Raw genomic sequence first — 23544 nt, 5'->3', positions numbered from 1 at the left:
TTAATTCGTAGCGAAGATTGTACCTTAGGAATGGGTTGAGAGTTACTGGGTATACTGATCGATGAAACGCCAAGTTTCATCGAGTATCGTCTTGAGTTCTTCGATTAATAGATCAACATCTCCAAGACTTGGTGAGTTGTAGACATCCATCAACGCTTTAGCCTTGTGACTGATTGCTGGTAAACCCAATACCGCTGACGCCCCTTTTAACTTGTGTGCTAACTGTTCAGCTGCAACAGGGTCCAGTGTTTTTAGTTGTTCATCAACCGATTGATATTCCGATTGAAACCTAACCAAATAGCTCTTCAGTTTGGCCTCTGTTTTCCAGTATGAGAGTGCCTGCTCTCGGTTGAAAAATTCAGAATCAAACTCTTCAGCAGCGTTTGATTGTTCTGTAGAGATGTTTGCACTCTCTATTGAAAGCTCATCGACCTTTGATACATTTGACACCCATTTGTTAATAACTTCGATCGACCTATCGATATCAAAAGGTTTAGCGATAAAGTCGTTCATTCCAGAATCCAGAGCTGCCTGCTTATGCTGTTCAAAAGCGCCCGCAGTCAAAGCCACAATTGGAATATCCAGTTTCAACTCTTTGCGGATCGCCTCTGTTGCTTGATAACCATCCATGATGGGCATCTGCACATCCATTAAGATAAGATCGACTTCAGACGCATGACTCCTCAGCCAATTTACTGCCTCTTGCCCATCATTTAGGGTTATGACACTTGCCCCTTCAGATTCAAAAGAGAGAACCGCCACCTCACGGTTAAACTCATTATCGTCCACCACCAACAGTCGAATGTCTTGCAACGAGTGGGCCGCATGGCCTTTGTATTGAATTGCGTTAGGTTGAATCGTTTTTTGGTAGGCATCGTATAGATCTGATGCTGTGATCGGTTTTTCAAGAATTAGATCCACGTATTGACTGTCAGATGAGCTTTTAACTTGATCCATTCCGTAAGCGGTCACCATGACGATGATTGGCGTTTTATCGCTAGGCAAATGAGTTTTCAACTGCTTCGCAACCGTTAATCCATCCACATCCGGCATATCCCAATCTAACAGGATAATGTCTTTAATTTCTGCCCCCTTGATCACTTTATCAATGACCATAGCGCCACCATTGACCACATCTGAGCGCCAGCCAATCGAGTCGACAATGGATCGAATCGCTTCACGCGCCACCTCATGATCGTCTGCGATTAATACATCCAGTGAGCGGCTCTGGTGTCTAACGGACGCATCACCCAAAGGCATGATTAGAACAAATGAGAAAGCACTGCCCTTACCCTGCTGACTCTCAACTTTAAGTGTAGATCCCATCAAGTTAAGGAGTGATTGACTGATTGAGAGCCCTAAACCACTCCCCCCAAATTTTGAATGGGTGCCTGCCTCGCCCTGCTCGAAGGCTTCGAATATCAGATTTAAATTCTCTTCGGCGATGCCAATACCACTGTCTTTGACCGAGAAAAGCAGCTCAACAGAATCGGCCGTTTTACTGAGCGTAATGATCTCTAATTGGACGTAGCCCGACTCAGTAAACTTAATCGCATTGCCGATAAGATTCACTAAGACCTGTTGAATGCGAACTTCATCACCCACTACCTGATTTTCCAGATGGGTGGCATTGTTAATCACCAACTCAACCTGCGGTTTATTCAGTGCAGCGCTGTGCATAATCGCCGATAGGTTGTTAACCAATTTTTCTAAATCAAAAGTACTGGGCGATAAATCCAGTTTATGAACACCCAGTTTTGAGTAGTCCAAAATGTCATTAATCACCGCAAGTAGGGATTGTCCTGCGGCCATTAATCGAGCACCAATGTGTTCAGCATCTAACTCACTGCCTTTGCGCTGTAACATCTGTGACATGGCAATGATTGAGTTCAGAGGTGTGCGAATCTCATGACTCATATTGGTTAAAAATTCACTCTTAACCGCGGCGAGCCTTTCCGCCTCTTGCGAACGACTGATCAGCTCTTCGTTCGTTGCAGCCAATTCCATTGTGCGCTGTTCTACTGCTTGCTCTAGCTCTTCTCGATAGGCTTGAGCTTGGCTTTCCAGTTTATACTCAGCCGTCAAATCACGCAGGTTACCGACAAAATAGGGTTTCTCACCAATCCAGATCTGAGTCACGGCAATTTCGACTGGGAAGGTTTGCCCCTCTTTCGTCAGTGCAAAACTTTTTCGCGAGCTTTCGACTACATGTTTAACGCCGGTTCTTTTATAGCTGTCTAAATAGCCATCGTGATGTGACCTCATAGGATCCGGCATCAGCATTTTGACGTTTTGATTGAGCACCTCTGAGTGTGTATATCCAAAGAGCTTCTCGGCCGCCTGGTTAAACTCAACAATCAGTCCTTTATCGGTGATCAAAATGGTCGGAATCAGTGAATTACTGATGATTTTTTCACGTATCGCAGACTCTTTTTTTAAAGTATTTTCTGCAATCAACTCGTTAACGGCCGCGCGGCTCCATAACAGGCTCAATAACGCCAGGGTTAGTCCAACGCCAATGGGAATGGGTTGAAGCAACTCCTTTTGTACCAGCTTCGGAAGGTTGAGGGGCTCAAACTCGGAGATAAGATAAAGTGATCGGGGTGATTCAACGACCAGACTTCCGATAGAACGTGGGTATTGAAGCCTTAACACCGAGGCTTCCTCTATTTTATTGACCTGGTTATCGTTAGTGGCTTTGAGTGAGTACCAGATCGCCTGGTGAGTATCGGCAAAACTGCTTTGCCCCCCGAGTTGGCGACTCCAATTAAATTGACCTGTCTCATCAAAGATCCAGTAGCCCTCATCATCAACCAACTCAATATTCCCTGGGAGCGTTGCTGCCACATCCATCTCATGCAGAATGTTCTCAGCTAGATAGTTCAGTATTAATACACCCACCAGATCGCCGGCATCGTTTATCAGTTTGTGACTTAAACGAATCATCGGTTTATGGGGCTGTTCTATCTGACCATTCTCAACATTCAGGTCAAGCTGTGATGCATAACTCTCATTCGGACCTAGGTTTAACGCTTCGAAAAAATAGTAACGGTTGGATTTGTCTTGCAGAAGTTCAGTGGGAGTGATGACAGCCTCGCCTGAAGAGTAGTTCACTCGAACGGTTTCATACCCAAGATTTGAGAGGATTCGAACCTGATCGTAACGTCGACTGACCGTTGAAAGAAGCGCGAAGTAGTTTTCAACACCTTGTCTAGCCTCTTCGCTGGGGTTATTGGTGTACTCTATGATCTCTTTGGAGTTGATCAACGTCTCTAAATCTTGTGATAGAAAATCAAGATCCTCTTGGATAACGACCCCAACGGATTCAAGCAGGTCATCAGTAACTTGACGTTCACTGTCGTAACGCGCTGTCTCAGTCTCAATAATCGTGTAACTGTATAGCCCTATTGGAACTAACAGAACAATTAATAATCGTAAAAAGACATTGATGAATAGATTGCTACCAAGAGAGAACTGCATTTATAACTTCCGATAGAAAAGGGATTTGTCCTCATTTAAGAGCAGTCCATTTCTGGCATAATGAAACCAATGTTTTGGTTTTTTTCTTTCTACTTTGTAGCCTTTTCGGTTTAGAGATAAGCTCATTAAGATGACCCATTCAATCACTTCAGCCGAGTTAACCAACCCTCTCTATTACCTACAAAATGCACAGACACTAATCGGCTGGGTCGTTAAGGTTTATCAGGATCTTCTTACAGAAGAAGAGTTAGATAGACTGTCTCAATTTCAGTCATTGAGCGAGCCAGCGAAGGCACTGTTAATAAGAATGGTGATGCGCAGCCAATCTCAATTTTTGATGCGCCACATCGATCACTACCAAGAGATCATAGAGCCAACTGAAGCGCTAATTGATTCATTAGTAAGTGCCAAACTGATAGCACTCAACCAACCGCTATCCGTTCAAGAGTGTTTCAAACTGCTTAATCGGCAAGAGTTGTTGATGCTTCACAACCAACTGAGCTCAAAGCCATTGAGTAAAAGCAGTTCAAAACAGACCCTGTATGACTCACTGCAAAGGAGTAGCACTGCCCCCCTTCCCCTTCACCAGCATCTACCTGTGCTTGGTGATACTCTCCATCTTTTGTGTGATCCGCTGTTTGAGCGTCTCAAGTTGATGTTTTTTGGCAACCTGCATCAAAGCTGGAGTGAATTTGTCGTTACGGAGCTAGGTTACTTCAAATATGAGCCCGTTGAACTTAGCCTAGAGAGTCGAGCGTTTCATCGCAGAGAGGACCTTGATCAATACATCGAATTAGAGCATCTGTTGACCGGCGATAGTCTCTTATCGATTGAAGAGAGAGTCCTAGCCACCCAAAGAATCGAACCGATAAGCAGTTGGCTGGCAGGTCGCAAAGATCGCGTCCTCTATCTATTGGCGAGAGAGTTGGAGCGCGAGGAACAAACACAGGCGCTAAGGGTCTATCAGCAACTGAGTATTCAAGATGCTCACATACGCGAACTCCGCCTGTTAGAGCGCTTAGGGAAACTGGAAGAGTGTCATGAGCGGACACGGCTATTACAAAAGGACAACCCTACCCCGCTAACTCAACTTGCCTACCAGCGTCTGTTAAAACGTAGCAGTAAAAAACTGGGCGTTGAATACAGTGCGTCTACACTCCTAGCCCCGCCTCAACAGAGATTAACCCTGGATCAAATAGAGGGGGTATCCGTTGAACGACAGGTTGCAGAGCACTTAACGAGCGAAAACTCGCACAGCCATTACGTCGAAAACCACTTAATCAATGGACTCTTTGGCTTGCTCTTCTGGGATGTGATCTATGCCCCGGTTCCTGGCGCTTTTTTTAACCCCTTCCAATCCCGCCCAGCCGACCTCTACCGAAGTCACTTCAAAGAGAGACGCTACCCTCTCATCACTGAGGCGATGACTCAAATAGAAACGGGCCAGTATCGTGAAACCATTCGGCAACGATTTAGAGAGAAACAGGGTATAACAAACAGCTTCATCCATTGGTCTGTACTGACAGAGGAACTTGTTGAGCGGGCATTAAATTTTATCCCTGCAGATCATTTAAAAAGGATTTTTGAACGACTTTTGATGGATATTAGAACGCATCGTAGCGGTCTTCCTGATCTGATTCGATTTAACAGTGACGACGAGAGTTATGAACTGATCGAAGTGAAGGGGCCAGGCGATCGCATTCAAGACAACCAAAAACTCTGGCTCGATTTTTTTGTTCGTCATGACATCCCCTGCTCCGTCTACTGGATCGAGTGGAGCCACCCCGAATGAGAGCCCTCTCCGTTCGCACTTTATGTGAGTTTTGTGATCGATCTGGTGATATAGATCTAAGATATACGCCGGCCCCTACAGCGCTGGAGGGAATACAGGGGCATAAACGACTGCAAATGCGTCGTCCCAAGAGCTATATCCCAGAGTTCCCCCTGGCAGTGGATATCGAAGATTTCCAGCTAAAAGGCAGAGCCGATGGTTGGGACCCTAACCAGAATCGTGTTGAAGAGATAAAGACACACCGAGGGGATCTTGAACGCCAGTCAACGGGACAGCGACAGCTTCATATGGCACAACTTCGAAGCTATGGTGCCATGCTATGCATGAGTGAATCATTGCAAGAGATTCACTTGAGATTGAGCTACCTGGAGATCGCTTCCGACGAAGTTACACACTTCGACTTTACTGTGGATGCTGAACAGTTGATCGAAGAGCTCAAACAACGAGTGACTCACTATCAAACTTGGCAGAGCACTCTCGATCAACACCGAGCGGCTCGGCAAAGCCATATTGCGTCGCTCGCTTTCCCTTTTCCCCATTTCAGAAAAGGGCAACGGGAGCTGGCTGAAGCCGTCTACAAAGCGAACAACAGAGCTAAACAACTACTTATAGAGGCACCCACTGGCTCAGGAAAAACCTTGGGCACCCTGTTTCCAGCGATTAAGGCGCTTCAGACCGAGTCGTTGGACAGCCTCTACTATCTGACAACCCGAAATACAGCCCGTAGAGTGGCACTGGATGCCTTTGAGTTAATTCAAAGCGACTCACCCATTCCACTCACGCTCATTGAGATGACCTCAAAAGAGGCGGGCTGCATCGAACCTGACAAACTCTGCCAGGGCGATAGCTGCCCACTGGCAAAAGGCTTTTTTGATCGCCTACCGGCTGCTCGTGATGAAGCGTTTACAAAACAACTACAGACCTTTGATCAGACCGCTCTGCAAAGGCTCGCCAAGCAGCACTCTCTCTGCCCCTACTTTTTAGGGCAAGAACTGGCGCGCTGGGCGGATATTGTGGTGGCTGATATCAATCAATTTCTGGCATCTAGTGCTATTTTGTATGGCTACCTTGTTCAAGATGAGCGAAAGGTCTCGGCACTGGTGGATGAGTCTCACAATTTGATCAGCCGCTGTCGCGACCTCTACTCGCTGGAACTTCGCCAGATTGATTATCGTTTTGATACTAACAATCAGGATTTACAACGCGCCTTGGATTCTGTGCAACGCGCGTGGCAACAGCTGTTTAGTGATCGAACAGGTGAACAAGAATTTATTAACTACCTACCAGAGACATTAGAGAATGCACTGCAGAAACTCTGCTCAGTCATCGGTGAAGAGCTGGCCATGGACCCATCAAGCATGGAGCTGCAAAATCTACTCTTTGCCTCTTCGGCCTATTTAAAGTTGGCTGAACAGTTTGGCGAGCACTCCATTGCCCGAGTAGAGAAACGCCGTAGAGGCAGAGGCGAGTTAGCCATACTCAATATGGATCCATCGCTATTCCTAGTTGAGCGCTGGCAATCTCTTCACAGCTTGACGATGTTCTCTGCCACGCTAAAGCCGTTTGACTACTACCAACAACTGCTTGGTCTAAATGAACCCGTATCAGGGTCGCTGCCTTCACCCTTTGAACCTGACCAGATCCGATTAACCCTTCGCAGAGATATCGATACTCGTTATCAATTCAGAGCGCGTTCGATACAACCTATCGCAGAGTTACTGGTGGAGCTGTATCACCAAAATCCAGGCAACCACCTCTTCTTCTCCTCCAGCTTTAGTTATCTAAACGAGATTGAAAAGGCTGTTGCTGAGATGGACCCAGATATTGATCTGCATCCGCAAAGGCAGGCCATGTCCAATGCCGAGCGACAGGACTTTTTAGATGCTTTTTCACCAACGAGTCGAAAACTGGGTTTGGCTGTACTGGGTGGTCTTTTTTCGGAAGGGGTCGATCTTCCAGGAGATCGACTGATTGGCGTAACGGTTGCCACCTTGGGGCTACCGCCCTTTGATGAGTTTCATGATCTGATGCGAAACAGTTTTGATGAGCGTTTCGGAAAGGGATATGAGTACACCTACCTTTACCCAGGTTTGCAAAAGGTAATTCAAGCTTGTGGGCGTTTAATACGCACGGCTGAGGATCGAGGAACGCTGACGCTGATTGATCCTCGATTTGCATCGCGTGAGATACAGGCGATGCTACCGAGCTGGTGGCCATCGCCTCATCTTCGATAAGGCGCCAACACCAACTCGGCGAACGAACCGTTGGAGCGGTCTTATAAAGGCCGCGATGCACTGGTTAGGGTGACTGGCCTTCAGCCTGTCATCCGCTGCTTCAATTAACTATCCAACATCCCCTGATGCACGATGAAGTCGATGATATCTTGCAGCCCTTTTCCCTCTTTTAGATTGGTAAAGACCCAAGGTTTCTCGGGGCGCATTCGATTGGTATCCGACTCCATTACCGATAGATCTGCACCGACGTAAGGTGCCAAATCGATTTTGTTGATCACCAACAGATCCGATTTAGTGATTCCCGGTCCACCTTTACGAGGAATCTTTTCGCCCTCTGCCACATCGATGACGTAGATCGTAAGATCCGCCAACTCTGGACTGAAGGTTGCACTGAGGTTATCACCACCAGACTCAACAAAGACAAGATCCAGCGTTTTATGTCGTTTAGCCAGCTCTTCAACTGCCGCTAGATTCATTGAGGCATCTTCACGAATAGCGGTATGCGGGCAACCACCCGTTTCCACACCAATGATGCGATCAGGCTCTAGCGCTTCAGCGCGAGTCAAAATCTTTGCATCCTCTTGGGTGTAGATATCGTTGGTCACAACGGCAAGGTTGTAGTGATCCCGCATCGCTTTACACAACGCCTCGAGTAGTGCTGTTTTACCGGAACCTACTGGACCACCTACGCCAATTCGAAGTGGGGATTTATAGTCACTCATGACTGCTCCTAAGATCTAAATAATCGTGTGTATTGTGTTTCGTGTCGACTGCTTGCAATCGCTAATGCTGGCGTCACGCTACTGGGGTTTAATACCCCTTTGGAATGTTCAACTGACTGCTCTAATGAAGAGGCCATTCGTTGCAGCGTCTGCTGGCCTTGTGTCTGACCGAGCGGAATCAGCTTAACGCCAGCCATAACGGCATTCTCTAGCCAGCTCCACAGGTAACCAGCAAACAGTTTATCGCGAGGGATTTGCCATTGATGCGCGGCAATCGCGATCCCTGCTAATTGTGTTCGCTGGCAGGCCTCCAACAAGAGACCTTCTAGGTTTACATCCAACTGGGGAAGCAAGCGCGCTAACGCCGCCCCACGCTGCTTCTCTTCAAGACGGAGCTCTTTGGTTTCGCGCCAAGCGATCAACTCTTTTGTCAGTTGGTTAAATGCCTGTGCATCGGCTTCATATAAGGCGTTAAGCATTCGATCCAGCATCGGTAGCTCAAGTGTCGTTAGGGAGTGATTTAACTGTTCTGTTAACCAGGCTTCAAATCGCTCTTGAGAGTCTACCCAGCCCGCTTCAACCGCCAACTCCAACCCTTGCGAGTAGGTGAATGCACCGACCGGCAGTGACGGACTGATCAGCTGAAAAAGACGAAGATCACTTAGCACGTTGCGCCTGTGCTTTGGTTTTAATACGGGTCGCTAGGGCCAGTGTTGCTGCGATGGAGCCAACAACGGCCAAAGAGAGTGCAGCATGCTCAACTGAGGAGAAGGCATGCCCCAAAGCTGAAGCCAAATTAGAGTGATCACCCGTATGAGCAAAGGCCGCAGTTGGGGCGATCATAAGAAGCGACAATAATTTAATGTTCATTGTTTTATATTCCTGTTAAATACCTAATCTATAAAGAATTAATGTGAATGTTCATGATCATCTGAATGACTGTGTGAATGGCTGTGCGAGTGTCCGTGACTAGAACCACCATAGGCGCCAGCCTCAGGTTCAAACGGCAGTGACTCACAGGTCACTACACCACCCAATCCAACCACCATGTCGTCCAACACATGGTCATGTTGGTAGCTAACATACTCATCATTGATCTCAAGTGGCACGTGTCGGTTACCTAGGTGATAACAGATACGTGATTTTAGAAGTGGGTCACTGGTTCTAACCACTGACAGAGGTTCAGCCGCGGCCTGCACTGTCACAACCACCCCGTCATCATTCGTTAACTGTTCGCCCCCACGAAGTATCTCCCCGCGTGGTAGATCCAAACCGGCCTCTGTACCATTAGAGAGCGTTACTCTCAGACGGCTGCGTATGCGCTGATCAATGGTCAACTCAAGCGTCAGATCGGTTTCAACTGAATGGGACTCCAGCTTTTTATTCAGTTTAATCATCTCGTTACTGTCTTACTTAAAATAGGAAATAGCGCTGCGCCATCGGCAATATTTCGGCCGGTTCACAGGTTAACTTCATGCCATCTGCAGTGACCTCATAGGTTTGAGGATCCACCTGAATATCGGGCTGCCAATCGTTATGAACCATCTGATCTTTGGTGGCGGTTCTACACCCTTTTACAACGCCGATCATCGACTGCAGACCAAGCTCTTCAGCCACTCCAGCAGCGACAGCTGCTTGAGATAGGAAGGTCATTGACGTGCTTTGAGCCGCTTTACCAATGCTGGCAAACATTGGACGATAGTGAACAGGCTGAGGCGTTGGAATGGATGCATTAGGATCGCCCATAGGGGCCGTCGCGATCATACCCGCCTTCAACACCAGACTGGGTTTAGTGCCAAAGAAAGCCGGTTTCCATAACACCAGATCGGCCAGTTTGCCGACCTCAATTGACCCCACTACGTGTGAAATCCCGTGGGCGATGGCCGGGTTAATGGTGTATTTAGCAATGTAGCGTTTCAAACGATGGTTATCGTTGCGCTCAGAGTCCGCTTCTAAAGGGCCTCTCTGCACTTTCATCTTATGCGCAGTCTGCCAGGTACGAATGACAACTTCCCCAACTCGACCCATCGCTTGTGAATCTGATGAGATCATCGAAAAAGCGCCCAGATCGTGAAGGATATCCTCTGCAGCAATGGTTTCACGACGAATACGTGACTCTGCAAAGGCGACATCTTCAGCAATACTGGGATCTAAATGGTGACAAACCATCAGCATGTCGAGGTGCTCATCCACCGTATTAATGGTGTATGGGCGTGTTGGATTGGTCGACGAAGGCAGCACATTTTTAAGCCCTGCAGCCTTGATGATATCCGGTGCATGACCACCACCCGCTCCCTCTGTGTGGTAGGTGTGAATCACACGGTCACCGATCGCATCCAGAGTCGCTTCGACAAAGCCTGATTCATTTAATGTGTCAGTATGAATCGCTACCTGAACATCGTACTTCTCTGCAACGCTCAGGCAGTTATCGATCGAAGCGGGCGTAGTGCCCCAATCTTCATGCAATTTAAGCCCGATGGCACCCGCTTCAACCTGCTCGATTAACGGCTCGGGAAGACTGGCGTTACCCTTACCTAAAAAACCGAAGTTCATTGGTAAGGAGTCTACTGCCTCCAGCATTCGAGCAATGTTCCATGCACCCGGTGTACAGGTGGTTGCATTAGTACCGGTGGCTGGGCCTGTTCCACCCCCGATCATTGTGGTGACGCCTGAGCAGAGCGCTTCATCGACCTGCTGCGGACAGATAAAGTGAATGTGAGCATCAATCCCGCCAGCCGTTAGAATACTGCCCTCACCGGCAATCACTTCTGTACTGGGACCAACGACAATATCAACATTAGGTTGGATGTCAGGATTACCGGCTTTGCCGATCGCAAAGATACGACCATCGCGAACGGCAACATCGGCTTTTACTATCCCCCAATGATCAAGAATCAATGCATTGGTAATGACCAGATCCGGTGTATCAACGCGGCAGGCTTGGCTCTGACCCATACCATCACGGATAACCTTGCCGCCACCAAACTTAACCTCCTCACCGTAGGTCGTGTAATCCTTCTCGACCTCTAACCAGAGCTCGGTATCCGCTAAGCGAACACGGTCTCCTGTGGTTGGACCAAACATTTCTGCATACGCGGTGCGATCAATAACAGACATTCTGATCTCCTAATCCAATTGGCCACTGACTTTGGCTTGAAACCCATAAACAACGCGGTCACCCGTCAGTGCCACCAACTCGACCTCGCGCGACTGACCTGGTTCAAAACGGACCGCTGTTCCCGCGGCAATGTTTAGTCTAAAACCCCGTGCTTTTTCACGGTCAAAAATGAGGGCTTCATTGACCTCATAGAAGTGGTAATGAGAGCCAATCTGAACCGGACGATCACCGGTATTCGCGACGCTGACTTTGATGGTCTCTCGACCCTCATTGAGATTGATACTGCCCGCATCAACTTTGTATTCACCTGGAATCATTAAGCCACCTCTTAAACAATCGGTTCATGGACGGTGACCAATTTAGTCCCGTCAGGGAAGGTCGCCTCAACCTGAACGTCATGGATCATCTCAGGCACCCCCTCCATAACCTCTTCACGAGTCAGCAAGGTGCGGCCATAGTCCATCAATTCAGCAACCGTGCGACCATCGCGTGCCCCTTCCATCACTGCTGCACTGATGAGCGCAACCGCTTCGGGGTAGTTCAATTTCAAACCACGCTCTTTACGACGTTCAGCGAGCAGCGCTGCGGTGAATATCAGTAGTTTGTCTTTCTCTCTGGGTGTCAGTTCCATGATAGTTCCCTTAAGCGGTGTTCATGAGAGTTAATAAATTAGACTTAGCAAAATAGAGACCAGTTTTTATAAAAAGCCTAAAAAGCGAATAAAATCGAACAAATTGCAGACATCGTCTAGAAAAATCCAAAAATTGACAACAATCAGAATAACCCGGCTGGATTTTTGGCAAAAAAAACGCACCACTTAAGTGCGTTTAAGAATTAACTTGGTTCAGGTTGCCCAAATGCGGGGCGCCGCGGCCTCTTTTCCAAGAGATTGAGGTCGAATGAGACGCCAAACGCTAGAAAAGAGGAAAATAACCTCTTGGCTCTGCTCTGAAATGGTGCGAACAACCAGTAGACCATCCATCAGGGTCGCGCCTGAAAGCGGGTCATCTGACAGCAGCTGTTGAACCTGCTCTAACAGATCCTGATCATCAACGGTCGCGACCATCGACGCATAACCTGACACCCCTTTTAAACCGATCGAACTGTCGATCAGGGAAGCTCCATCGGTTGCAAATCGATCGAACATCACAGGTTCGCCGTCACGATAGATTCGCATCTCTGAACTTAACTGCCCGGTTTCAAAACGCTCTTCATTAGAGGGGCGACCAAAGCAGTTGATCTCCCAGCCGATAAAATGAGCGCCCGCCTCTAAATGCACTTCGGTGACAATATGGGATTGGGTGCCTGGGAAGAATATATTCTCCAGTGGCATCCACTCTAAAGAGCCGCCACCAGCGACCGTTAAGCGCTGAGAGACCTCCGCAACAGGGCCGATAGAGCGATAAAACTTAGTCGCCCCTGGTGTTGTCAGTAGAACCTTAGCATCCTTGGAGACCTGCAAATCGATATTGAGGTCATCACCGGCCACCACACCTCCGGGGGGATGTAGCAGGTAGGTGTGGCATACCTCGCCTTCAGGATAAAAGGCGCGCTGTACTGCCAATGGCCCCTCCCGTTTGGAGTCCACCAAGCGCGTCTTATCACCGCGCAGTTGATAACCAAGCGTCAGTTCAGCATGCCACCCTTGGCGGCCAGTCAGTGAGTTCACAATATCCCTTAAACCGTTAGATACTTTGAAACCAATGTATCATCAAGTTGATCCATTGAGCCAGCAGCAACATTGCGCCCACGATCTAGCAGTGTGAAGACATCTCCGACTTTGCGAGCAAAAGGGAGCTTCTGCTCAACGAGCAGAACGGTCAGCCCAAGCTCTTGGTTCAATTGTCGAATTATATCGCCGATCTGCTGGACAATATTGGGCTGAATACCCTCAGTAGGCTCATCCAGGATCAACAATTTAGGATTGACCACGAGTGCTCGAGCAATGGCTAACTGTTGCTGTTGTCCACCACTCAAATCCCCACCACGACGAGCCAACATCTCTTTTAAAACGGGGAATAGATCAAAAATATAGTCCGGTATTTTGCGTGCGCCGCGCGGCAATACAGGCAATCCAATCTGTAGATTCTCTTCAACGGTCATCAACGGAAAAATTTGACGACCCTGTGGCACATAACCAATACCAATATAGGGGCGCTTTTCAACGCTAAGCTTAGAGATATCCTCCCCCATGAAACGAATCTCACCCTGTTTGATCTTGTTGTGCCCCATTACACAGTCCAACAGAGTCGTTTTGCCAACACCATTGCGCCCCATTAAGACACTGCACTCACCCTCTTGAACAGCAAGATCAAGATCCCAAAGGGTGTGACTTTCACCGTAAAACTGATTCACTTTGTTAAGTTCAAGCATCCCACTACTCTCCAAGGTAGACCTGCTTCACGCGGTCGTCATTCTGAACTTGATCCATGGTACCCTCGGCTAACACCGAACCCTGATGCAGCACGCTCACGGTGCGACCACCTTCGGCTAGGTTTCGAACAAACTCCATATCGTGTTCAACCACCACCACTGAGTGTTTTCCGGCCAACGAGATCAGCAGCTCTGCGGTCTTGTCCATCTCTTGGTGAGTCATGCCCGCCACGGGTTCGTCCACCAGAAGAAGTCGTGGCCGCTGCATTAACAGCATGCCGATCTCTAACCACTGCTTCTGTCCGTGGGACAGAGCACCTGCCAGTTTAAAACTGTGCTCCGCCAAACCGATGAGCTGCTGCACGTCGGCAATTCGATCCGACTGTTCAGAGCTTAGCTTGGCAGTATAAAGCGAGATGAAATCTCGATTTTGTGCCATCGCCAACTCCAGGTTGGCAAACACCGATAGGTTCTCAAACACCGTCGGTTTCTGGAACTTGCGCCCTATTCCTGCCTCAGCAATGGCTGGTTCATCCATGTTGAGCAGATCAATCGTTTGACCAAAATAGGCGGTGCCTGTATCGGGTTTTGTTTTACCGGTAATAATATCCATCATGGTCGTTTTGCCAGCACCATTTGGCCCGATGATGCAGCGTAACTCCCCATCTCGTATGTAGAGATTGAGATCATTAATCGCCTTAAAGCCATCAAAGCTAACCGATAACCCTTCCAAATAGAGAAGAATCTGTTTGTCGACATTGAGTCGTTCGCTCTGTGCGGCATTCACAATATCGAACACCTGATCACGACGCATAAACTCTTGCAGTGAGAATCCAGACATTAGACGCTCTCCTTTTTACGAATCAGTCCCACTACCCCTTTGGGTAAAAAGAGCGTGACTAGTACAAATAGACCACCCAGAGCGAACAGCCAAACATCGGGCAACTCGACGGTGAAGTAAGATTTTGCATAGTTAATTAACAGCGCACCGATCACCGCGCCATAGAGCGAGGCACGACCACCCACCGCGACCCAGACCACGACCTCAATGGAGTTCAGAGGCGAAAATTCATTCGGGTTGATGATGCCCACTTGAGGCACGTAGAGTGCACCGGCGACGCCGGCAATCATGGCCGAGATAGTAAATACCCAGAGTTTTATGTTCTCCACACGGTAACCCATAAAGCGAGCACGCGATTCAGAATCTCGCACTGCGACACAGGCTCTGCCCGCGCGGCTTTCAGTTAACGCACGACTGATCAAATATCCGACCATTAAAGCCACAGCACTGGCAATAAAGAGTCCTATCTTGGTCGCATCATCAGACAGACTGAATCCGATAATGTCTTTAAAGTCGGTCAGGCCGTTGTTACCACCAAACCCCATCTCGTTGCGATAAAACGCCAACATTAATGCGTAGGTTAACGCTTGAGTGATGATCGACAGGTAGACCCCTGAAACGCGAGAACGAAAAGCCAGAGCGCCAAAGACATAAGCCAGCAACCCTGGTACCAATAGGACCATTAAGGCTGCGAACCAGAACTGATCAAAACCGCTCCAGAACCAGGGAAGCTCCTGCCAGTTTAGGAAGACCATAAAGTCCGGCAGATCGGGATTCCCATAGACACCTCGATCACCAATTTGACGCATTAGGTACATACCCATTGCGTATCCGCCCAACGCAAAGAATGCCGCATGCCCTAGAGTAAGGATGCCCAAATAGCCCCAAACCAGATCGACTGCAACCGCTAGAAGCGCCAGCGTCAGGTATTTACCCAGTAGAGAGATGGTATAAGTCGGCACATGAAGAGCTGAATCCGCTGGCAGACTGTTCAGCACCGGAACCGCAACAATCAGAGCGATCAAGAGGCCAATAAGCCAACGTCCGCCCTTATCATTTTTAAGAATCTGTAATAGAAACATCGAATTAACCCTCCGCTGCTCGACCGCGTTGTGGGAACAAGCCACGTGGACGTTTTTGGATAAAGAGGATGATGAACACAAGCACTAGAATTTTCGCTAACACTGCACCCGCCCAAGGCTCCATGACCTTGTTTGCCAGTCCTAAGCTCAAGCCTGCAACCAGGGTTCCCCAGAGGTTTCCGACACCACCAAAGACCACCACCATAAAGGAGTCGATGATGTAGGCCTGGCCTAAATTGGGCCCCACATTGGTCAGCTGTGAAAGCGCTACACCGGCCACACCGGCAACGCCCGACCCCAAACCAAAGGTCATCGCATCAACCCACTCAGAGCGAACGCCCATAGCACGAGCCATCGCACGGTTCTGTGATACCGCTCGTACCTGAAGACCCAAGCGGGTTCGCTTCATGACTAGCGACAGAGCAACAAAGACAAACAGACAGAAGAAGATGATGTAAAGACGACTCTCTGTTAGCGAGAGAAGTGGATTGATCTCTATAGAACCGGCCATCCATGAGGGTGTTTCAACACTTCGGTTCAGTGGTGAGAAGATCGAGCGCACGGCTTGTTGTAATACCAGTGAGATACCGAAGGTCGCCAACAGCGTTTCCAGCGGTCGACCGTATAAGAAGCGAATCACACCTCGTTCAATCGCAATACCTACCAGACCAGAGACAACAAACGCTGCTGGAATGGCGACAAATAGGGAGTACTCAATCGAGTTAGGCATCAATAGTTGCACGACATAGGTCGTGTAGGCGCCGATCATGATCAGCTCACCATGGGCCATATTAATAACCCCCATCACACCAAAGGTGATGGCCAAGCCAATTCCAGCAAGTACCAATACCGACCCCAAACTAAGTCCAAAGTAGACAGTCTCAACACCCGAGTAGAAAGAGGCCTGATCTTGGTGAGTCTGTATAGCCTTATTAGCAGCCGCAACAAGCACCTCATCACTGGAGCGCTCAACAAACTGTGTCAGTGCCGCCAGAGCCGCGGGCTCAAGGGTATCCGCAAGTGTTGTAATGGCTTTCGCTGCTCGTGTTGTGTTATCACCGTTTAGGTCCGCCACAGCTAGCACGATATTAAAGGCCTCTAGAACAGAGGAATCGGATTCAGACTTGATGAGCTCACGCAATTGACCCACCACCTCTGGAGTTGCGGTTCCAATCAAATCCAGGGCAGCACTGCGTCGATCCGCTGGACTCTCTGCAAGCAGAGCCGCGGTTGAAAGCAGCGCACCAAATTCAGAACGCAAAGTGTTATTGATACTGACACGTTTAAAGTGGCGCTTATTGTCGATCACAACCAAACTGCCATCACGCAGCCTGATTGCCTCAGCCCCCTTTTCAGCCTTCTCAACTCGATAGAGCTGCTTCTCTTTTTTGTGGTAGTAGAGTTGGCTGTCGAGCATCAGTTGAACTAAGGATAGGGCCTCGCCTGAATCGGTAGCCATCCAGTCGCTAATAATGCGTGATTTTTCAGTAAACTTTGCTTTTGTCAGCTTCTCTTCGTACTGATTAAACTCAGCCTCGCCTGCTAGAACTGGCAGAGCAAGCAGCGAGATGATCAGCATCAGAGAGCTTAGAAGCGATTTTCTAACAGATCGCATCATAATGAGATTCCTTACAGGTGGAAAAAAGGCGGCAGTATCTGCCGCCTGGTCTTTTCTTGTTAAGAAAGATTAGAAGTTCTGACCAGAACAGGTTGCGGTTTTCACGTTGTAGTTCCCGCAAGAGAGTGGCTGGCGCCAGTCTGAGATAAGGTCTTTAGAACCCTCTAGGAAATCAGACCATGCATCACCAACCACCAAACCTGAAGTTGAAGAGACCACTTCAAATTGACCATCATCTTGGATCTCACCGATCAGAACCGGTTTAGAGATGTGGTGGTTTGGCATCATAGTGGATAGGCCACCTGTAAGGTTTGGTACAGAGACACCGATGAGAGCATCTTGGACAGCCGATGGATCCGTTGTACCAGCTTTTTCAACCGCTTTAGCCCACATGTTGAAGCCGATGTAGTGCGCTTCCATTGGGTCATTGGTTACACGATCTTCGTTACCAATGAATGAGTGCCAGTTCTCGATAAACTCATCGTTCACTTCACTATCAACGCTCATGAAGTAGTTCCAAGCAGCTAGGTGACCTACAAGCGGTCCAGTATCCATACCAGATAGCTCCTCTTCACCGACAGAGAAAGCAACCACTGGAATATCTTCAGAGCTGATGCCCTGTGAACCTAGCTCTTTGTAGAAAGGTACGTTGGCATCGCCGTTAATGGTAGAGACAACCGCAGTCTTCTTACCCGCTGAACCGAACTTTTTAATGTCCGATACAATCGACTGCCAATCAGAGTGACCGAATGGCGTGTAGTTCACCATGATGTCCTCTTCAGCAACACCCGCCGCTTTTAGGTAAGCATCCAAGATTTTGTTAGTTGTACGTGGGTAGACATAGTCAGTACCGGCTAGCACCCAACGCTCAACACCCAACTCGTTCATTAGGTAATCAACCGCTGGAATCGCCTGCTGGTTTGGCGCAGCACCTGTGTAGAAGACGTTTTTAGACGACTCTTCACCTTCGTACTGAACTGGGTAGAACATGAGGCTGTCTAGCTCTTCAATAACCGGAAGAACCGATTTACGTGACACCGATGTCCAACAACCGAAGATCGCGTCCACCTTCTCTTTCTCAACTAGCTCACGTGCTTTCTCAGCAAACAGTGGCCAGTTAGACGCTGGGTCGACAACCACAGGCTCAAGTTGTTTACCTAGCAAACCGCCCTTCTTGTTCTGCTCTTCGATCAGCATCAGCATGGTGTCTTTCAGTGTTGTCTCACTGATCGCCATTGTGCCCGACAGTGAGTGAAGCACGCCCACTTTGATCGTATCAGCCGCCATTGCAAGATTCGTTGCAGAAACAGCTAAGGCTAGCGCAGCAGATTTAAACATAGTTGATTTAGACATCAGGGTCTTCTCCTTTGATTAGTAACCTAGATGTTTTTCTTATTGCAGAGTGCGTGCCAGTTTTTGAAATAGTCCGTAAATTAATTTTATTTATGTTTAAAAACAATAAGATAAACAATTAATATTATTCTATTTGACGCATATGAAGAGATTTTGCAGTGCACCATTAAGTGACATTTGCGACAGGAATGCGCACCAAAAGATCGCAAAAGTAAATTTTTAAGGGTATTTTGGTGCACTTGTTTGGGGTTGTGGGATTAGCCATATAGCGGCTGACAGGCGAGAACTCAACTACGGAGCTGCCGTGACTGGCTTCAGCCTGTCATCCGCAGTCAGAAACGATCGCCTCATCTTCGATAAGGCTCCAACATCAATTCAGCGTGCGAACCGTTGGAGCGGTCTTGAAAAGGCCGCGATTTTTACCGATATAAATCGCCTCATCTTCGATGAGGCTCCAACATCAATTCAGCGTGCGAACCGTTGGAGCGGTCTTAAAAAGGCCGCGATTTTTACCGATATAAATCGCCTCATCTGTGATAAGGCTCCAACATCAATTCAGCGTGCGAACCGTTGGAGCGGTCTTGAAAAGGCCGCGATGCGTGCTGATAAAAATCGCCTCATCTGTGATAAGGCTCCAACTGAAAAGGCCCCATAAGGGGCCTTTGATCGATTAGAAAGGTAAGTTAAAAACTTACTCCTCTTCCTTCTTAGGATGAGGCATAAACAGGTTGAGTACGATGGCGCAGACTGCTGCTGGTAGTAGACCTGTTGTTAAAAGCGCCTTAACTGTACCGTCTAGGTGCTGAAGCGCTTCTGGAACCTGCATTAGACCCAGGCCAAGTGATAGTGATACTGCAAAGATCACCATGTTACGGCTGTTCCAATCCACATCAGCCAGCATCTTCATACCTGAAGAGGCAACCATGCCGAACATCACGATAACACCACCACCCAATACTTCGATTGGCACAGTAGAGATGAGAGCACCCACTTTAGGGATCAGACCACAAACGATCAGGAAGATCGCACCAATGGTTGCCACGTGACGACTCATCATACGCGTCATTGCGATCAGACCAACGTTTTGCGAGAACGATGTATTTGGCAGTGCACCAGCTAGAGCAGATAGCGCTGTACCTAGACCGTCTGCATAAGTTGCGCCTTTGATCTCAGTATCAGTTGCTTCACGATCCGCACCACCTTTGGTGATACCCGATACGTCACCCACTGTCTCAATCGCAGAGATGAATGACATAAGTGCAATACCTATGATGGCACCTGCGCCGAACTCGATTCCGAATGGGAAGAGCTGTGGCAGCGCAAAGCTTGCAGCACGGCCGACGTTACCGAAGTTAACCATACCCATAAAGTAGGCCAGAACGTAACCTGCAATCAGACCGATCAATATAGCCGCTGAGCTGATCATGCCTTTACCGTAGAATTTCAGACCTAGGGTCACCACAATAACGGTACCAGCAACAGTCCAGTTCTCTAACGAACCAAACTCAGGCTTACCAATCGCCGGAACGCCACCTGCCGCGTACTGAATACCCACTTTAAGAAGTGACAAACCGATCATCAGCACGATCAGACCAGTTACCAATGGAGGCAAAGCAAAACGAAGGCGACCAATAAATGGCGCTAGCGCTGCTTGGAATAGACCACCGACTAGGACACCACCGGTCACCATAGCCATCGCTTCTACACCCTTACCCGCTACCAATGGGATAAGAATAGGAATGAATGCGAAACTGGTACCTTGCACAATCGGAAGACGTGCACCCACAGGGCCTGCACCAATTGTCTGAAGCAGTGTTGTAACACCCGCAAGGAGCATACACATCTGCATCATGTAGATCATGTTAGGGAAGTCAGGTGAATTTGAACCAAAGCCAAATCCCGCTGCACCCGCAACGATGATCGCTGGGGTTACGTTTGCGATAAACATCGCCAGTACGTGTTGAATGCCTAGCGGAATTGCTAGATGCATCGGTGGGGTGTAATTCGGGTCGCGCATCTGCGCTGCCGAAATCTTTTCATTGCTCATTATTGCCTCCAAACAACTGCTCAATGCAGCCTTCTTATTTTTGTTAGTACATCAAATGACAACTTCACTAACCCATTGATATAAATGAATAAATCATTAACCAATAGGTCAGAAACTTAAGCTGTTGCACCTTTAGTGTGCATCCAATTTAACTTGACGCACCATTATGCGCCAGCTTTTTCAGTTCGGCGCCCAAACACCTTAGCCAAATTTCGGTTACCCGGTGACTCATCCAGAGCCAAACGCTCTTCAATATGATCTAGGTGCTCACCCATTAAACGTTTCGCCTCCTCGGCATCACCGAGCTTCAGCGCATCCAGCAGACGACTGTGCTCATCAATGGCACAACGACTCCCCTCTTTGGCCTGATAGAGGGCGATAATTAACGAGGTTTGCGGTACCAGGGAGTGAAGAAACCCCTCCAGGGGTTTATTGCCCGAGAGTCTTGCTAACTCTAGGTGGAATTCACCCGACAAACGAATGGCCATGCCTTTGTCGGCAGCCGCACTGCTTTTATGCTCCTGCTCGATCAGATCATAGAGTTTCTTAAATTCACCTTTGATCGACGAGGCACGCTCTGCCACCCTCTCAACAATGGCTAACTCCATAAGACGACGAGCATCAAGAATCTGACGAGCATCCGAGACATCGGGTTCAGCAACAAAGGCACCACGGTTGGGTTCAAAAACTGCTACACGCTCGTGGGCTAAACGACTGAGCGTGCGTCGTATAATGGTTCTAGATACACCAAAGATTTCACCCAAGGACTCCTCTTTCAGGCGAGTACCGGGCCAGAGCCGTTGCTCTAAAATAGCGTCAAAAATCTCCTCGTAGATATGCTGATCTTGAGTCTTAGATTTTTGACGTGTGGATTTAGGCTCAACCACTGTGAAAACTCTTACTTAGCTACCGCGGTAAGTTGAGTAACTGTAGGGCGAAATCAGAAGTGGTACATGGTAGTGCGCTTCTTCGTCAGCAATACCGAAACGGATAACAACCTGATCCAAAAAAGCAGGCTCAGCGAGCTCAGTGCCGCGACGTCTAAAGTAATCACCCGCCATGAAGTGCAACTCATAGACCCCTTTGACACACTCCCCCTTAGGAAGAATTGGAGAATCAACACGACCGTCGTCATTCGTCACTGCAGAAACCACTTCGATTAATTGCCCCTCTTCAACCTTAAAAAGGGTTAGCTCAATCCCTTCACCAGGACAACCGTTGGCAGTGTCTAAAACATGAGTTGTTAGATAACCGTTCATATGAAATCCTCAATATTGATTAATTATGTATACCGATTTGTATACATAAAATCTAACAAATAGAGCAATAGTCGACTAAAGTCTATCGGATAATTGGCATTATCTGCATGATTAGAGCCTGTTTAATGCTTTTACGCTATTTACCTGACTGACAAATTGTATACAATCTGCTCATCAATATTGGAGTTTTAGGTATGAACAACTACCCTCGCGATCTGGTCGGTTACGGAAAGAATCCACCGCACGCAGCTTGGCCGAATGAATCGCGCATTGCTCTCTCATTTGTACTCAACTACGAAGAGGGAGGCGAGCGCTGCATTCTTCATGGCGACTCAGAGTCTGAAGCCTTTCTTTCGGAAATGCCTTCCGCTGTCCCCTTCCCAGGTCAACGCCATATGAGTATGGAGTCGATCTATGAGTACGGAAGTCGCGCCGGTGTATGGCGCTTATTAGATACCTTCCAAAAACGGGATATCCCTCTGACCATTTTTGGTGTTGCGACTGCATTGGAACGCCACCCTGATGTCACCCAAGCGTTCGTTGATGCTGGATATGAGATCTGTTCACACGCTCTAAAATGGATTACCTACCAAGAGATGCCGATGGAGCAAGAGCGTCAAGAGATGCAGGAAGCCATTGAGATCATCGAGCGAGTAACCGGACAACGCCCACTGGGTTGGTACACCGGTCGAGATAGCCCCAACACTCGTCAGTTAGTCATGGAGGAAGGTGGATTCCTTTACGACTCTGACTCCTACGCTGATGACCTGCCCTACTGGGTCGATGGACCGAAAGGCAAACATCTCGTTGTCCCCTACACACTGGATACCAACGATATGCGTTTTGCGCAGGTGCAAGGCTTTAATACCGGAGAGCACTTTTTCCAATACTTAAAAGACGCCTTTGATGTCCTCTACGCAGAAGGTGAGAGATCCCCTAAAATGCTATCGATCGGCATGCACTGTCGTCTACTGGGTCGCCCCGGACGCATTGCAGCACTGCAACGTTTCTTAGATTACGTACAAAGTCATGACAAGGTCTGGTACGCACGTCGCATCGATATTGCCCGCCACTGGCATCAACACCACAAACCTGAGGCTTAATGATGAGTGTCACCTTTGCATTTGGCTCACCTAGCGAGCTAACAAAACAGGAATTCGTTACCAAATTTGGTGGCATCTATGAGCACTCCGCTTGGATTGCTGAACAAGCATTTGATCAAGGGATCACAGCAGAGCACGATCTCATTGATGAGCTTCACCGATTAATGGCCGACTGTTTCTTGAGTGCTAGCCATGAGGAGCAGCTCGGTGTCATTATTGCCCACCCAGACTTAGCCGGAAAAGCGGCACGAGCAGGCAAACTAACGGCAGAATCGACGTCAGAACAGGCCAGCGCGGGCATCGATACACTAACCGACGAGGAGCTTGCTCGCTTTACCGAGCTCAATGATGCCTACAAAGCCAAATTCCAATTTCCATTTATCATGGCCGTTAAAGGGAGCAACAAACATGCAATCCTCTCTGGCTTTGAGGAGCGTATCAATAACTCGCCAGAGCAAGAGTTTGCTCAAGCGTTAGCCGAAATAAATAAAATTGCCGCATTCCGTCTGGCCGATTTGTGAG

The 23544-nt window shown here is 48.3% G+C and carries 22 protein-coding genes; 5 read left to right on the top strand and 17 right to left on the bottom strand.

Going from position 1 to position 23544, the window contains the following annotated elements; all coding sequences use genetic code 11:
* Nucleotides 1-42: 42 nt before the first annotated feature.
* On the bottom strand, nucleotides 43-3480 hold the full coding sequence (locus tag XMA127_RS06670; RefSeq protein WP_173484034.1) for a response regulator: 3438 nt from the start codon (nucleotides 3478-3480) through the stop codon (nucleotides 43-45).
* 130 nt (nucleotides 3481-3610) lie between these two features.
* On the opposite strand from XMA127_RS06670, the gene XMA127_RS06665 reads away from it, so the two are divergent.
* Both XMA127_RS06665 and XMA127_RS06660 read left to right on the top strand, forming a co-directional pair.
* Complete coding sequence (locus XMA127_RS06665) at nucleotides 3611-5272, top strand: VRR-NUC domain-containing protein (RefSeq protein WP_173484035.1); 1662 nt, start codon at nucleotides 3611-3613, stop codon at nucleotides 5270-5272.
* Entirely contained in the window at nucleotides 5269-7506 is a 2238-nt protein-coding gene (locus XMA127_RS06660) for an ATP-dependent DNA helicase (protein ID WP_173484036.1), read from the top strand. The genes XMA127_RS06665 and XMA127_RS06660 overlap by 4 nt, the downstream gene beginning before the upstream one ends.
* 104 nt (nucleotides 7507-7610) lie before the next feature.
* On the opposite strand, the gene ureG is transcribed toward XMA127_RS06660, so the two are convergent.
* The 13 genes from ureG to urtA form a co-directional block, all read right to left on the bottom strand.
* A complete protein-coding gene (ureG, locus tag XMA127_RS06655; protein WP_173483655.1) occupies nucleotides 7611-8228 on the bottom strand; it encodes an urease accessory protein UreG in 618 nt (205 codons plus the stop codon).
* An 8-nt stretch (nucleotides 8229-8236) separates the two neighbouring features.
* Entirely contained in the window at nucleotides 8237-8896 is a 660-nt protein-coding gene (locus tag XMA127_RS06650; protein WP_173484037.1) for an urease accessory UreF family protein, read from the bottom strand.
* On the bottom strand, nucleotides 8886-9098 hold the full coding sequence (locus XMA127_RS06645; protein ID WP_173484038.1) for a hypothetical protein: 213 nt from the start codon (nucleotides 9096-9098) through the stop codon (nucleotides 8886-8888). Before XMA127_RS06645 ends, XMA127_RS06650 begins: the two co-directional genes overlap by 11 nt.
* A gap of 38 nt (nucleotides 9099-9136) precedes the next feature.
* The gene (gene ureE / locus XMA127_RS06640) at nucleotides 9137-9625 is read right to left on the bottom strand and encodes an urease accessory protein UreE (RefSeq protein WP_173484039.1); all 489 of its coding nucleotides are present in this window, start codon (nucleotides 9623-9625) and stop codon (nucleotides 9137-9139) included.
* Between the two features lie 16 nt (nucleotides 9626-9641).
* Nucleotides 9642-11345 carry an urease subunit alpha gene (gene ureC / locus XMA127_RS06635; RefSeq protein ID WP_173499067.1) on the bottom strand — a complete coding sequence of 568 codons (1704 nt, stop codon included), beginning with the start codon at nucleotides 11343-11345 and terminating at the stop codon, nucleotides 9642-9644.
* A gap of 9 nt (nucleotides 11346-11354) precedes the next feature.
* Nucleotides 11355-11663 (bottom strand): urease subunit beta, encoded by a 309-nt coding sequence (locus XMA127_RS06630; RefSeq protein WP_173484040.1) that lies wholly within the window; start codon nucleotides 11661-11663, stop codon nucleotides 11355-11357.
* A gap of 11 nt (nucleotides 11664-11674) precedes the next feature.
* Nucleotides 11675-11977 (bottom strand): urease subunit gamma, encoded by a 303-nt coding sequence (gene ureA / locus XMA127_RS06625; protein WP_173484041.1) that lies wholly within the window; start codon nucleotides 11975-11977, stop codon nucleotides 11675-11677.
* Between the two features lie 213 nt (nucleotides 11978-12190).
* Nucleotides 12191-13015 carry an urease accessory protein UreD gene (locus tag XMA127_RS06620; protein WP_173484042.1) on the bottom strand — a complete coding sequence of 275 codons (825 nt, stop codon included), beginning with the start codon at nucleotides 13013-13015 and terminating at the stop codon, nucleotides 12191-12193.
* An 8-nt stretch (nucleotides 13016-13023) separates the two neighbouring features.
* Nucleotides 13024-13719, bottom strand: a complete 696-nt coding sequence (urtE, locus tag XMA127_RS06615) for an urea ABC transporter ATP-binding subunit UrtE (protein ID WP_173484043.1) — start codon at nucleotides 13717-13719, stop codon at nucleotides 13024-13026.
* A gap of 4 nt (nucleotides 13720-13723) precedes the next feature.
* The gene (gene urtD / locus XMA127_RS06610; RefSeq protein WP_173484044.1) at nucleotides 13724-14560 is read right to left on the bottom strand and encodes an urea ABC transporter ATP-binding protein UrtD; all 837 of its coding nucleotides are present in this window, start codon (nucleotides 14558-14560) and stop codon (nucleotides 13724-13726) included.
* Nucleotides 14560-15642 (bottom strand): urea ABC transporter permease subunit UrtC, encoded by a 1083-nt coding sequence (gene urtC / locus XMA127_RS06605; protein WP_173484045.1) that lies wholly within the window; start codon nucleotides 15640-15642, stop codon nucleotides 14560-14562. Before urtC ends, urtD begins: the two co-directional genes overlap by 1 nt.
* A 4-nt stretch (nucleotides 15643-15646) precedes the next feature.
* Entirely contained in the window at nucleotides 15647-17260 is a 1614-nt protein-coding gene (urtB, locus tag XMA127_RS06600) for an urea ABC transporter permease subunit UrtB (protein WP_254443043.1), read from the bottom strand.
* Between the two features lie 69 nt (nucleotides 17261-17329).
* On the bottom strand, nucleotides 17330-18613 hold the full coding sequence (gene urtA, locus XMA127_RS06595; protein ID WP_173483644.1) for an urea ABC transporter substrate-binding protein: 1284 nt from the start codon (nucleotides 18611-18613) through the stop codon (nucleotides 17330-17332).
* Between the two features lie 304 nt (nucleotides 18614-18917).
* Between urtA and XMA127_RS06590 the strand changes: the two genes are divergently transcribed.
* Nucleotides 18918-19268 (top strand): hypothetical protein, encoded by a 351-nt coding sequence (locus XMA127_RS06590; protein ID WP_173484046.1) that lies wholly within the window; start codon nucleotides 18918-18920, stop codon nucleotides 19266-19268.
* Between the two features lie 36 nt (nucleotides 19269-19304).
* On the opposite strand, the gene XMA127_RS06585 is transcribed toward XMA127_RS06590, so the two are convergent.
* From XMA127_RS06585 to uraH, 3 genes are all read right to left on the bottom strand, one after another.
* Nucleotides 19305-20660: a uracil-xanthine permease family protein gene (locus tag XMA127_RS06585; RefSeq protein WP_173495519.1), complete on the bottom strand. Its 1356-nt coding sequence runs from the start codon at nucleotides 20658-20660 to the stop codon at nucleotides 19305-19307.
* A gap of 164 nt (nucleotides 20661-20824) precedes the next feature.
* A complete protein-coding gene (locus XMA127_RS11860) occupies nucleotides 20825-21547 on the bottom strand; it encodes a GntR family transcriptional regulator (RefSeq protein WP_173484048.1) in 723 nt (240 codons plus the stop codon).
* Between the two features lie 15 nt (nucleotides 21548-21562).
* Nucleotides 21563-21919 carry a hydroxyisourate hydrolase gene (gene uraH / locus XMA127_RS06575; protein WP_173481079.1) on the bottom strand — a complete coding sequence of 119 codons (357 nt, stop codon included), beginning with the start codon at nucleotides 21917-21919 and terminating at the stop codon, nucleotides 21563-21565.
* 194 nt (nucleotides 21920-22113) lie between these two features.
* On the opposite strand from uraH, the gene puuE reads away from it, so the two are divergent.
* The gene (gene puuE, locus XMA127_RS06570) at nucleotides 22114-23022 is read left to right on the top strand and encodes an allantoinase PuuE (RefSeq protein WP_173481080.1); all 909 of its coding nucleotides are present in this window, start codon (nucleotides 22114-22116) and stop codon (nucleotides 23020-23022) included.
* Complete coding sequence (gene uraD / locus XMA127_RS06565; RefSeq protein WP_217362055.1) at nucleotides 23022-23543, top strand: 2-oxo-4-hydroxy-4-carboxy-5-ureidoimidazoline decarboxylase; 522 nt, start codon at nucleotides 23022-23024, stop codon at nucleotides 23541-23543. The genes puuE and uraD overlap by 1 nt, the downstream gene beginning before the upstream one ends.
* Nucleotide 23544 lies beyond the last annotated feature (1 nt).

The organism is Marinobacterium sp. xm-a-127 (assembly GCF_013283425.1).
Taxonomy (GTDB): Bacteria; Pseudomonadota; Gammaproteobacteria; order Pseudomonadales; family Balneatricaceae; genus Marinobacterium_E.
This window is presented reverse-complemented; position numbering and strand designations above follow the sequence as displayed.